The organism is Sphingomonas sp. CFBP 13733, assembly GCF_014841795.1.
In the GTDB taxonomy this organism is placed as follows: domain Bacteria; phylum Pseudomonadota; class Alphaproteobacteria; order Sphingomonadales; family Sphingomonadaceae; genus Sphingomonas; species Sphingomonas aerolata.
Genome location: NZ_JACYUP010000002.1, coordinates 326,188 through 339,034 on the forward strand (window position 1 = coordinate 326,188; position 12,847 = coordinate 339,034).

Sequence of the window (12,847 nt, forward strand, 5' to 3'; positions counted from 1 at the left end):
ATGCCCGCGGTCGTCCCGACGAGAGTCATTTAAGTGCGGCGGTATCGAGCTTTAACGCAGCCTCGGGGATCAGCTCGGTCTGCGGGTAGGCTTGACGGAGCGAGGGGGCGAACTGCCTGGCATCGCCGACAACCACAATACTGGCCTTTTTGGGATCGAGCAGCGCCGCGGCTGCGGTTTGGACCGACGCGGAATCAACTGCGCCAACCTTTGCCGTAAACTGCTGCAGTTCATCGACGCTGACGCCGTTCTGGACATAAGATCCCAGAATTCCCGCAACGCCGGACGTCGTCTCGATCCCGCGCCCGAAATTCCCGACAAGTACCGCCTTGCGTGTCTCCAGTTCGCCCGGGGACACGGGTGCCTTGCCCATGCCCGCCAGCTCCGCTGCGATCAGCGAGACGACTTCCGTTGCGGTAGGGTTCTTGGTCTGTGTCCGCGCGGCAACCGTTCCCTGCGTCTTCCCCGCGTTCAGCGTGCTGCCTGCGCCATAGGCCAGACCGCGCTTGATCCGGATTTCCTGGTTAAGTCGTGAAGAGAAGCCTCCGCCAAGCACGGTGTTCGCTACCGCCAACGAATAATAGCGGGGGTCGGTGCGCGCGATCGCCGGCCGGGCGACGACGACGCCAGCCTGGCCCGCATCGGGCATGTCGACGACGATCACGCGAGGCGCCGGGTAATCGATCGCCATGGCGGGTGTCGTTGCCGCGCCGGTCTTCTTCCAGGGGCCGAATTGGGCGTCGGCCAGCGTCTTCGCCTGCGCCGCGGTGACGTCGCCGACCATGATGAGCGTAGCCTGATCGGGGCTGAAGCTGCGCGCATAGGCCGCGGTGATGTCGGCCCGGGTGATCGCCTTCAACGAGATCGGGGTGCCGCCGATCGGTGCGCCATAGGCGGACGCGCCGAGAACCGCCCGGTCGGCGACCAGTGCGGCAAGCTGCGCCGGATCCTTGAGCGCGAGCGATACCGCGTCGATTTGCTGCGTCCGTGCCCGTTCGATTTCGTCGAGCGCGAACGCGGGGTGCATCGCCACATCGGCGAGGATCGACAGGGCAGGGGAGAGCTGATCCGCCTTCACCGTGACATCGACGGCGGCACCGTCGCTGCCCGCATCGCTGCCGATCGATCCGCCGAGCCCTTCTATCTGCCGCGCAATCTGCGTGGCCGTCCGCGTGCGCGTGCCTTTGGTCAGCAACTCGGCCGCCAGGCTGCTGACACCTGCCCGATTAGCAGGATCGGTTGCCGCGCCGCCACCGGTAACGAGATAGGCGGTGACGATCGGCAGATCGTGCCGCTCTACGGTGATAAGCCGCATGCCATTGGCGAGCTGGGTCGAGATCGGCTGGGGTAGGGTCGGCGAAATCGGTGTACCGGGGGCGGGGGGAAGGACGCGCTGTCCTTCGGCGGCGGGGGTAACAATCTCGACGCTAACGGGCGCCTTAAGATCGGCGACGAGGACGGTGGGGGCCACATCGATCGTCGCGACCCGCGTCGCGGCCGGCTTGGCATCGAGCGGGAGATACCGGATGGTCGCGGATTGCGCGTCAGCCAGATAGGTCCGTGCGACGCGCTGGATATCTGCGGCCGTGACCTGCGCAATAGCCGCGAGCTGGCGGTCTGCGGCGCGCGGATCACCATCCACGATCACCGATGACGCAAGGGTGCTCGCCTTTCCTTCGGCGGTTTCCCGGGCGATGATCGACGCTGTCAGAATTTCGTTCTTCGCCTCGGCCAGTTCGGCAGGCGTGACGGGGGCATCGCGCAGCCGTGCGATCTCTCGCTTGAGCGCGGCCTCGCCAGCGTCAACGCTCTTGCCCCCGGCCATGATGGCATAGACGACCAGATTGCCGGTCGACTGCTTGCTGTCGATCATGGCGTCCGCGGACTGTGCGAGTTGATCGCGGTAGACGACGCTTTCGTAGAGCCGCGAGCTCTCGCCCTCCGACAATATCGCTTTCAGGAGACTGAGCGCGGGGATGTCGGCAGCGCGGTCCGCCGGGATGTGATAGCTGATCAGCACCGCAGGGAGCGGCGTGTTGGGCTCGTAGACGGTACGCGTCACGGCTTGGGTACGGGCCGGCTCGGCGACCGTCACCCGAGGAATTTCCCCGCTCGGCTTCTTGATCGGGGCGAAGTAGGTGTCGATCCAGCGGTCGAGCTGTGCAGGCTCGAAATTGCCCGAGACGACTAGGACCGCATTGTCGGGTCGGTAATAGGTTGCATGAAAGGCGCGGACGTCGTCGATGCCGGCGGCTTCGAGATTTTCCAGGCTGCCGATCGTACCACGTGCATAGGGATGTCGCGCATAGGCGAGCGCGGGATAATAGAGCGAGAACAGCTTGCCATAGGGCCGAGCCAGCGTGCTCTGGCGAAGCTCCTCCTTCACGACGTCGCGTTCGGAGGCGAAGCTCTTGGGCTCGACCACGAGGCTCGCCATCCGGTCGGCCTCTGCAAACAGCAGACGCTGCAGGTGATTGGCCGGAACCACCTCGTAATAATTCGTATAGTCGTCGTTGGTCGATGCGTTGTTATAGCCGCCGACGTCCTCGGTCAGCCGGTCCATCTGTTCTGACACCAGGTTGCGGGTCGATTTGAACATCAGATGTTCGAACATATGGGCAAAGCCGGACCGGCCCTTGGGATCGTCCTTCGACCCGACGTCATACCAGACCTGGACCGACACGTTGGGTGTCGCCGTGTCCCGGATGGCGTAGACACGCAAACCGTTGGCCAGCACGCGCTCAGTGAAGGCGAGCGGCTTTACCGAGACGTTCGACGTAGATTTTGGGGGGGCGGACTGCGCCACCACCGCTGCAGGACAACAGGCTGCACCAAGCAGCAAGGCGGAGCGGAGGAGGCGCATCTGTGTCCTTACTTCTGGGTACGCGAGCGGTTAAAAAGCACCGCGCCGGCGATGGCGGCAGATCCTATGCCGACGCCAAGCCCGATCTTTGCAAGCGGCCAGGTCTTCGCCTTCTCGACGGTCGCCTTTGCTGCGGCTTCGGCGTGAAGCTTTGCTTCCTTGGCTGCGGCGAGGATTTCGTTGGGTGTATCGTCGTCGGCAGCCGTTGTGATGGGGTCGGTCACGTCACTCTCCTAACTCGATTTCCGACCATACTCCGCTCGGAAATCATTTGCGAACTTCGTCAATGTGCCGGCGGCGATCGCAGCGCGCAGATCTGCCATCAGCGTTTCGTAGAACCAGATATTGTGCTCGGTCATCAACATCGCGCCAAGCATCTCGCCCGCGCGGACGAGATGATGCAGATAGGCCCGGCTCCAGGTGGCGCAGACCGGGCAGGCACAGTCGGCCGCCAGCGGCGACTGGTCCTCGGCAAACCGGGCGTTGCGGATGTTGATCGGGCCCTTGCGCGTGAACGCCTGTCCGGTCCGCCCGGATCGCGTCGGCATGACGCAATCGAACATGTCGATTCCGCGCTCGACAGCGCCCACGATATCGTCAGGCTTGCCGACGCCCATCAGGTAGCGGGGTTTGTCGGCGGGCAATTGTCCGGGGGCGAAATCCAGGCATCCGAACATCGCCTCCTGTCCTTCGCCGACCGCTAATCCGCCGACCGCATAACCATCGAAGCCGATATCGATCAGCGCGTCCGCCGAGGATTTGCGGAACGACTCGTTCAGCGCGCCTTGCTGGATTCCGAAGATCGCGTTGTTATCCGCATGGGCACCGCCTGCATTGAAGGCATCGCGTGATCGCTTCGCCCAACGCATCGATCGTTCCATGGCGGCGGCCTGAACCTCCCGCGTGGAGGTCGTCGGGACAAGCTCGTCGAACGCCATGACGATGTTCGACCCCAATAAACGCTGGATCTCGATCGACCGTTCGGGGCTGAGCAGGTGCCGGGTACCATCGAGATGCGATTTGAACGACACGCCTTCCTCGGACCGCTTGGTAAGATCCGCGAGGCTCATCACCTGATACCCGCCCGAGTCGGTGAGGATCGGTTTCGACCAGCCCATGAAACCGTGAAGCCCGCCCAGTCGCGCGACACGTTCCGCGCCGGGACGCAGCATGAGATGATAGGTGTTGCCGAGGATGATGTCGGCCCCCGCGGCCGCCACGTCGTCGGGCTTCATCGCCTTGACCGTCGCGGCGGTGCCGACCGGCATGAAGGCGGGTGTGCGGATCACGCCACGCTGCATCGCGATCTGACCCGTGCGCGCGGCGCCGTCGGTGGCAGAAATGGTGAAGTCGAAACGAGGGGACACGGGATGATCCATTAACGGCGCTTGCCGCGCGGTGGAGCGTTGGGGGCGAAGCTCCTGATCGTCAGCAGCTCCTCGCGCACGAGCACACCGTCCCGGTTGCGGTCGAAGCGGAGAAAGAACTGCGCAAATCGGGCCTGAAGCTCGCCAAGGGTGATCGCGTTGTCGCCATCGCGATCGACTTCGAAGGGGCTGGGCAGGGCATTGCGATCACCGAGCCACTTCAGCGACCAATCGGCATAGGCGATATAGCCGATCTTACCCGTCGTGCTGCCCTCGGCGCCCGCAAAGCTTTGTGCGAGGCAAGTATCGAGTTCGGGCCTGGTCACGCGCGCGTCGCGATCCGCATCGCAGGCGGCGACCAGCATTGCGGCCGGTTCGGCAAAGATCGTTGCGGGCGGTTGCGCGACCCCAGCGGAAGGCACGACCTGCAAGGCCAGAATCAATGGGATCAACATGGGCCGGTCATGGCAGCAGCAGGCTGGCATCGCCATAGCTGTAGAAGCGATACTTGGCCGCAATTGCATGCGCATAGGCGGCCTGCATCCGTTCCCGTCCCATCAGTGCCGATACCAGCATGAACAGCGTCGATCGCGGCAGGTGGAAATTGGTCATCAGGCCATCGATCCCCTTGAAGCGATAGCCCGGCGTGATGAAGATCGCGGTGTCGCCCTCAAACGGGCGAATGATGCCGTCGTCACCGGTCGCGCTCTCGATCAGTCGCAGCGACGTCGTGCCGACCGCGATCACCCGGCCTCCCGCGGCGCGGACCGCATTCAGCCGGTCCGCCGTGGTCGCATCGATCCGGCCCCATTCGGCATGCATCTGGTGATCGTCGGTATCGTCCACCTTCATCGGCAGGAAGGTGCCCGCACCGACATGCAGCGTCAGCGTGGCCTTCGCGATGCCCGCGGCCTCGAGCGCCGCCATCACCGATGGGGTGAAGTGCAGCGCCGCGGTCGGCGCGGCAACCGCGCCGGGCTCGGCGGCGAACATCGTCTGGTAATCCTCGGCGTCGCGCGCGTCCGTCGGGCGCTTCGCCGCGATATAGGGAGGCAAGGGCATTCGCCCCGCACGATCGAGCAGCAGTTCGACCGGTTCGTCGCCTGCGAATTCGAGCGCGTAGCTGCCGTCTTCTGCCCGGTCGACCGCCCGGGCGACGACGCCGTTGCCGAAATCGATCGGATCCCCATCGCGCAGACGGCGCGCATTGCGAATGAAGGCGCGCCAACGTCGCGGCCCTTCGCGCTTGTGCAGCGTCGCCCCGATCTTCGCCCCGGACGATAGCTGCCCGTCCTGCTCGATCCCAGCACGACGCCCTTCGAGCTGCGCCGGAATGACCCGCGTGTCGTTGAACACCAGCAGGTCGCCGCGACGCAGCTGTCCAGCCAGATCCGTGACGCGTAGGTCGCGTGTTGCATCCCCTTCTAAGACCAACAGCCGTGCGGCATCGCGCGGCGTTTCGGGCCGGAGTGCGATACGGTCGGTCGGCAGGTCGAAGTCGAAAAGGTCGACGTTCAACGGACTCTCACTTCTTCGCGGGGGCCTTCTTGGCAAGCTTGGGCTTTGCAACGACCGCCTGTGCTGGCCTCGACTTGCTGCTGCCGGTCCCCGGCAGGGTTACAGGCGCGCCCAGTGCCGATGGCGGGGTAACGGGCGCGGCGACATAGGCCGGCGGGCTGTCCGCAGCGATATATGCGTGCAGGATCCGCGAGGGGTTTGCCGGCGGCTCGCCGCGCTCAATGGCGTCGACATATTGCATGCCGTCGATCACCCGGCCGAACACGGTATATTTCTTGTCGAGGCTGAGGCGCGGCTGAAAGACGATGAAGAACTGGCTGTTCGCGCTGTCTTCCTTTTCCGAACGCGCCGCGGACACCGCGCCGCGAACGTGCGGCAGATAATTGAACTCGGCCTTCACGTCGGGCAGGGGTGAGCCACCGGTACCGTCACCCTTTGGATCGCCGCCCTGTGCCATGAACCCGTCGATCACCCGGTGAAACGCCAGGCCGTCGTAGAAACGCTGCCGGGTCAGGGTTTTGATGCGCTCGACCATCAAAGGGGCGACATCGGGACGAAGCCAGATCGTGACCCGGCCCCCCGTCGACAGGTCAAGCAGTAGCAGGTTCTGCGTGTCCGTCGTCAACGGCGGAGTGGCGCGTCCGGCAACAGCTGGATCGATGATCTGGGCGGACGCAGGTGCCGCGACGAGGCACCCGAGGATCGCAAACATACCGGCGAAAAAGCGCATCAAATCCCTACTCGCATTGGCCATGGGGCCGGGGCCGACCTCGAAGCCCGCCGCTTAGAACAAATCCGTGCTTGCGCCAAACTGAACATCGTCCGCCAACTGGCGTCCCGCGCGCTTCAACTTCCCTTGCGGCCGATCTGATTGACGCGGGCAATGACCTCTTCACTGACGGCAGGCGGGACGAATTTGGCTATGTCCCCGCCAAAGAGCGCGATTTCCTTGACCAGCTTGCTCGCAATCGGCTGCAGCGCGACATCCGCCATCAGGAACACCGTCTCGACCCGCGGATTGATCTGCTGGTTCATCCCCGCCATCTGATATTCATATTCGAAGTCGGCGACGGCACGCAGACCGCGGACGATGACCTTCGCGCCTTCGCGCTCGGCAAAATCCATCAACAGAGAATCGAACGCGACCACGTGGATCTCGCCGGCCACGCCGTCTACCTCACGCCTCACCATCGCCATGCGTTCCTCGATCGTGAACATCGGGGATTTTGAGGCGTTCGTCGTAACACCGACGACCAGCCGGTCGACCAGCTTCGCGCCACGTCGGATGATGTCCATATGGCCCAGCGTGATCGGGTCGAATGTACCCGGGTAAACACCGACCCTTACGGTCTCGTGGCTTGCCGTCATGGTCGGTGTCTCCGGAAGAGGTCAGCGGTCGCGATCAAGCACGAAGCGTGCGATCGCGCGGAGCAGATCGGCCTCACGGCCATAGCTGTGCAGATGTGCGATCGCCTGGTCGACAAGCATGCGGGCCTGTTCGCGCGCGCGATCCGCGCCGAGCAGCGACAGGAACGTCTCCTTGCCCGCACCGGCATCCTTGCGGAGGCGTTTGCCGGCCGCCGCCTCATCGCCTTCGGCGTCGAGCAGATCGTCAGCAATTTGAAAGGCAAGTCCCAGGTCGTGCGCATAGCCGCGCAGGCCAACCCGGCCCTCGGGCGCAATCCTGCCAAGAATGGCGCCTGCTTCGACGGACGCCAAAATCAGCGCACCGGTCTTCATCTGCTGAAGCCGGGTGACAGTGTTCAGATCGAACCGGGCATTCTCCGCCTCGAGATCCATCATCTGGCCGCCGGCCATCCCAGTCGGGCCGGACGCCTTGGCAAGGTCGAGCACCAGATCGGCGCGCACGAACGGATCGGGGTGCGTTGACGGGTCGGCGAGGATCTCGAACGCCAGTGCGTGAAGGCAGTCACCTGCGAGGATCGCGCATGCTTCGCTGAACATCTTGTGCACGGTCGGCTTGCCACGACGCATGTCGTCATCGTCCATGGCCGGGAGATCGTCATGGATCAGCGAATAGACATGGATCGCCTCGATGGCCGTGGCCACCCGCGCCGCACAAGCACGGTCGACCCCGAACAGGCTGGCGGTCGCGAAAACGAGCAACGGGCGTAGCCGCTTGCCGCCGCCGATCGCCGCGTGACGCATCGCGTGATACAGGTCCGCACGCGGATCTTCGGGGATCGCCAGAAGGAGGTCGAACTGCGCGTCGATCTCTGCGGAAACCTCAGCGAGCGCTTCCGCCAGCGATTGCGGCAAGGTCGTCATGCGCGGCTCAACCTGCCGCAAAGGGGCGAACCCCAGCCGGCTTACCCTCGGCATCGAGCCGGATCGCTTCGATCCGCGCCTGCGCAGCGTCCAGCCGATCAGCACAACGCTGGCGCAGCTTGTTGCCGCGTTCGTAAAGCTCGATCGCCTGCTGCAGCGGCGTATCGCCACGCTCGAGCTGCCCCACGATCGTCTCCAACTCTTTCAATGCCTCTTCGAATGAGAGGTCTTCTGTCGGCGTTTCCATGGGTGCTGCTATGGAGCAGGCGCGCGACGGGGGTCAAGGACGCGTCGACGGCGGAGGCTATGCCGTGACCGGCACGCGCCGAGTTTGCCGCGAATTCTAGCGCAACCGGTCGACGGTCCAGGTGTAAAGCACCGATATGCCGATCAGCCCCAGGTCGACTGCAGCCTGCATCCTGTGCGGCGCGGGGTCGGACGGGTCATGCGTGATGAGGCGGATATCCGCCGTCGGTCGCGGCATTACTGCGAGCGTCAGCACCAGCGCAGCGACAACGAGGGCAGCCTTACGATTACGCATCGTCATTCTCCCGGGCGAAGCTGCATCCTGACGTCGTCAATCCGCTTTGACAAGCCGCGGCACCAGGCACCCCACTCAGGCGGCCGAGACGAGGCTGACCGCGCTTCGCGATCGATCGCGGCCCGCCGCCTTGGCCTCGAATAAGGCGCGGTCGGCGTCGCGGTAGAGCGTCTTCCAGTCGGCGTCGTGCAACAGGGGGCCGGTGCACGTACCGATGCTGGCGGTGACGGTGATATCATACGGCATCGACTGGCCGCGGACACGGTCGCGGATTGCGCAGGGCGAAACCGATGTCGAGGCATCGACGAGGATAGCAAACTCCTCGCCACCAATTCGGGCGATGAGCGTATCGGTTGGCAGTGCGCTGCGAAGCGCACGGGCGAAGGCCCTCAACACCTCGTCGCCGCCATCATGGCCGATCGTTTCGTTGACCCGCTTGAAATGGTCGATGTCGGCGATCAGCAGCGTCTGCTGGCCGAGGCGGCCAATCGCACGTTCCAGGAAGGCGCGACGATTGAGCAGGCCGGTCAGCGGGTCAGTATCGGCAAGCAGGCGCGCCGCGATCTCCTGTTCCCGCGCGGCGTCGCGTTCGCGGCTCAGCAACAGGATGCGATAGGCAATCGCCGTGCTCGACAGAAGCGCCTCGATCGCCATCGCGATGACCGTCGAATTGTCGACCAGCAGGCTCGGCTCGACCATCCCGAAGCTGCTGGCGATGCGAAGCCCGGACATGACGATCGGTGCACCCCACGCAAGCGCAAACAACCACAGATAATTGCTGCGGACGCGCCACGCGCGCCACAGGATGATCGCCACAACCCCGATGAACCCCAGATATGCGATCGACATGCCGGTATCGAGAACATGGATCGCGCGGGGGGCGAGTATAACCCAGAGCCCCGCCATGCCGACCAGCCCGACCATCACCGCACTGCTGAGCGGCCGTACCCAACCCGAGAACACGGCGCGTTCGAAAAAGCTGCGGGCGAAAAGGAGTGCTGTGCTGGCGGATGCAGCCAGGAACAGTATGTTGAGCCGCTGGCGGTCGTTATTGTCAAGGCCCGTAAAGACTTGGCCCGCAGCACCTGATGACGTCGATACATAGGCCAGCAGGCACAGGACGAGGAGGCAGTAGACTGGCTGGAAAGCCTGGCGAAGCGCTCCCCATAGCGCCAGATTGTAGACGATCAGCGCGATCGCCATGCCGGCAAACGCGCCGTAAAGTGCGCCGCGCACGATCTCGGTCGTCGCCGCCTCGCCATGATCCGCCAGTACCGGCTGCAGGATGACGCCGCGAAGGTTCGTGGCACCTTCGACATGCCACAGGAGACGCACCGGTGGCGCGTCATGGCGCGGCAGCGGTTGCGAGAGGACGGCGCCGAGGTTTAGGATCTCATGGGCGGTTTTTGGCGTGACGCCGACATGGCGAATCGCACCATCGGCATAGCGGACATAGAGCGTGATGCGCGTCATCCAGATGCTGCCGATACGCGCGCTGGTGCCGCGTAGCTGAGCCGCGGGAAGCGGCTGTGACAGGACCCAGAAATCACCCGGGCCGAATCGGCGCTGTGGGGTGGTGCAGTCGAATCGTTCCGGCGTTTTGAACAGGGCGGGCGCCGTCATGCCGGGTGCTGCGCGGACGAGACAGGTCGCCAAGGGAAGGGCGGTCGCGGCGGCGGGCGGTGCAGTCACCAAGCCGAGCGTCCACAGCAGCAAGATCATGACCCACCGCATATACGCCCGTATCCCCATGACATGCCTCGTAAAGCGCGTTCGGCAAAGAACGGTAAACGTAGCTGGCTATGGCACAAAAAAACCCGGCGGCAAGCGCTGCCGCCGGGTCTCGTAAACGCGGCTTGACGCCGTCTCGCTGCTACTTGGCAGAGACGGGTTCAGCCTTCCCCTTCTTCTTGGGTTTTTTTGGCGCCGCACTTTCAATCGCGAACGAAAGCGCACCATCTTTCATCTTCACCGTCACCTCGCCGCCATGGACCAGTTTCCCGAACAGCAGCTCCTCGGCAAGTGGTTGCTTGATCTTTTCCTGGATCAAACGGCCCATCGGACGCGCTCCGTAGAGCTTGTCATAGCCCTTCTCGGTGAGCCACGCCTTCGACTCGTCATCGAGCTGGATATGGACGCCGCGGTCCGCCAGCTGAAGCTCGAGTTGAAGAATGAACTTATCCACGACCCGGGCGACCACGGTCGTCGGCAGATAGCCGAACGGCACGATCGCATCGAGGCGATTGCGGAACTCCGGTGTGAACATCTTCTGCACCGCCTGTTCGTCCTCGCCTTCACGCGTAAGGTTGCCGAAGCCCACCGTCTCGCGGGCCATGTCGCTGGCCCCCGCATTGGTCGTCATGATCAGAATGACGTTGCGGAAATCGACCGACTTGCCGTGCTGGTCGGTAAGGCGCCCGTTGTCCATTACCTGCAACAGGATGTTGAACAGGTCTGGATGCGCCTTCTCGATCTCGTCAAGCAGCAGCACGCAATGCGGATTCTGGTCGACCGCATCGGTCAGCAGACCACCCTGATCGAACCCGACATAGCCCGGGGGCGCACCGATCAGACGGCTGACCGAGTGCCGCTCCATATATTCGGACATGTCGAACCGCTGGAGCGGGATACCCAGGATCGAAGACAGCTGCTTGGCCACCTCCGTCTTGCCGACGCCGGTGGGGCCGGTGAACAGATAGTTGCCGATCGGCTTCTCTGGCTCACGTAGACCCGCTCGCGCCAGCTTGATCGCCGAACTGAGCTTCTCGATTGCCGCATTTTGCCCGAACACCACGCGCTTCAGATCTGTTTCAAGTGTGGCGAGCGCGAGCTTGTCGTCGGTCGAAACCGATTTCGGCGGGATGCGCGCCATGGTCGCGATGACCTGTTCGATCTCCTTGGGGGTGATCGTCTTCTTGCGCTTATTAGGCGGCACCAGCATCTGCATCGCACCGACCTCGTCGATCACGTCGATCGCCTTGTCGGGCAGCTTGCGGTCGTTAATGTAGCGCGCACTGAGTTCGACCGCCGACTTGATCGCGTCGGGAGTGTATTTGACGTTGTGGTGATCCTCGAACGCCGACCGCAAGCCAGCCAAAATCTTGATCGTATCCTCGATCGTCGGCTCGTTCACATCGATCTTCTGGAAGCGCCGCAGTAGGGCGCGATCCTTCTCGAAATGATTGCGGAATTCCTTGTAGGTCGTCGAGCCGATGCAGCGGATCGTGCCGCCCGAGAGCGCCGGCTTGAGCAGGTTTGACGCATCCATTGCACCGCCGCTCGTCGCGCCGGCACCGATAACTGTGTGGATCTCGTCGATGAACAATACCGCGTCCGGCATCTTCTCCAACTCGTTGACGACCGCCTTCAGGCGCTCCTCGAAATCACCACGATACCGGGTGCCTGCCAGCAATGCGCCCATGTCGAGCGAATAGATCACCGCCGGCTTGAGCACATCGGGGACCTCGCCCTCGACGATCTTCCGGGCGAGACCTTCCGCGATCGCGGTCTTGCCGACGCCGGGATCGCCGACATAAAGCGGGTTGTTCTTCGACCGGCGGCACAGGATCTGGATCGTGCGATCCACCTCCGGCCCGCGCCCAATCAGGGGATCGACCTTCCCGTTCTTGGCTTTCTCGTTCAGGTCGACCGTGAATTGCTTGAGCGCGCTTTCCGTCTTGCCCTTCTCCTGTCCCTTGGTCGGCTTCTCGTCGTCGGCACCCTTGGGTGTCGACGCTTCAGTCGGCTGCTGTCCGCCCTTGCCGACGCCGTGGCTGATGAAGCTAACCGCATCGAGGCGGCTCATGTCCTGCTGCTGCAGAAAATAGACGGCATAGCTTTCCCGCTCGCTAAACAAGGCAACGAGCACGTTGGCACCCGTCACTTCGTCGCGGCCCGAAGACTGGACGTGGAGGATGGCGCGCTGGACGACGCGCTGGAAGCCGCTCGTCGGCGATGGATCGGTCGCGGCATCGACCTTGAGCGCATCGAGCTCGGTGTCGAGATAATGCGCGACCGTGGTTTTCAGCTCGCCCAGATCAACGTTGCAGGCGCCCATGACCTTCGATCCGTGCTCGTCGTCGATCAACGCCAGCAAGAGATGCTCGAGCGTCGCATATTCGTGGCGTCGGGACGATGCAGCCTCAAGTGCCTTGTGCAGGGTGGTCTCGAGGGCGGGTGCAAATGACGGCATTTACATTACTCCTGTCGGGCCACGCAGACGCAGGCCCTTTGCCACTATGTCGGAACGGTAATCGATCGCATCAAGCA

At 63.6% G+C, this 12,847-nt stretch carries 12 protein-coding genes; all 12 read right to left on the reverse strand.

Annotated features, from left to right (window positions below):
* Positions 1-25: 25 nt before the first annotated feature.
* Positions 26-2,863, reverse strand: coding sequence for a M16 family metallopeptidase (locus IFT71_RS05680; protein WP_192139623.1), 2,838 nt, complete (start codon positions 2,861-2,863; stop codon positions 26-28).
* Positions 2,864-2,871: 8 nt separating this feature from the next.
* Positions 2,872-3,087, reverse strand: a complete 216-nt coding sequence (locus IFT71_RS05685) for a hypothetical protein (protein WP_197975095.1) — start codon at positions 3,085-3,087, stop codon at positions 2,872-2,874.
* Between the two features lie 9 nt (positions 3,088-3,096).
* The gene (tgt, locus tag IFT71_RS05690; RefSeq protein WP_342212601.1) at positions 3,097-4,230 is read right to left on the reverse strand and encodes a tRNA guanosine(34) transglycosylase Tgt; all 1,134 of its coding nucleotides are present in this window, start codon (positions 4,228-4,230) and stop codon (positions 3,097-3,099) included.
* Between the two features lie 11 nt (positions 4,231-4,241).
* Complete coding sequence (locus IFT71_RS05695; protein ID WP_342212602.1) at positions 4,242-4,721, reverse strand: EF-hand domain-containing protein; 480 nt, start codon at positions 4,719-4,721, stop codon at positions 4,242-4,244.
* Positions 4,693-5,748, reverse strand: coding sequence for a tRNA preQ1(34) S-adenosylmethionine ribosyltransferase-isomerase QueA (gene queA, locus IFT71_RS05700; protein WP_192139629.1), 1,056 nt, complete (start codon positions 5,746-5,748; stop codon positions 4,693-4,695). Before queA ends, IFT71_RS05695 begins: the two co-directional genes overlap by 29 nt.
* A 7-nt stretch (positions 5,749-5,755) precedes the next feature.
* The gene (locus IFT71_RS05705) at positions 5,756-6,478 is read right to left on the reverse strand and encodes a peptidylprolyl isomerase (protein WP_192139631.1); all 723 of its coding nucleotides are present in this window, start codon (positions 6,476-6,478) and stop codon (positions 5,756-5,758) included.
* A 116-nt stretch (positions 6,479-6,594) separates the two neighbouring features.
* A complete protein-coding gene (gene coaD / locus IFT71_RS05710; protein ID WP_031394988.1) occupies positions 6,595-7,116 on the reverse strand; it encodes a pantetheine-phosphate adenylyltransferase in 522 nt (173 codons plus the stop codon).
* Positions 7,117-7,137: 21 nt separating this feature from the next.
* Positions 7,138-8,037: a polyprenyl synthetase family protein gene (locus tag IFT71_RS05715; RefSeq protein WP_192139633.1), complete on the reverse strand. Its 900-nt coding sequence runs from the start codon at positions 8,035-8,037 to the stop codon at positions 7,138-7,140.
* Between the two features lie 7 nt (positions 8,038-8,044).
* Entirely contained in the window at positions 8,045-8,284 is a 240-nt protein-coding gene (locus tag IFT71_RS05720) for an exodeoxyribonuclease VII small subunit (RefSeq protein ID WP_031394986.1), read from the reverse strand.
* Between the two features lie 96 nt (positions 8,285-8,380).
* Positions 8,381-8,578 carry a hypothetical protein gene (locus IFT71_RS05725; RefSeq protein WP_192139636.1) on the reverse strand — a complete coding sequence of 66 codons (198 nt, stop codon included), beginning with the start codon at positions 8,576-8,578 and terminating at the stop codon, positions 8,381-8,383.
* A 75-nt stretch (positions 8,579-8,653) separates the two neighbouring features.
* A complete protein-coding gene (locus IFT71_RS05730; RefSeq protein ID WP_192139638.1) occupies positions 8,654-10,300 on the reverse strand; it encodes a GGDEF domain-containing protein in 1,647 nt (548 codons plus the stop codon).
* 151 nt (positions 10,301-10,451) lie between these two features.
* Positions 10,452-12,770: an ATP-dependent Clp protease ATP-binding subunit ClpA gene (gene clpA, locus IFT71_RS05735; RefSeq protein ID WP_031394983.1), complete on the reverse strand. Its 2,319-nt coding sequence runs from the start codon at positions 12,768-12,770 to the stop codon at positions 10,452-10,454.
* Between the last annotated feature and the right edge of the window lie 77 nt (positions 12,771-12,847).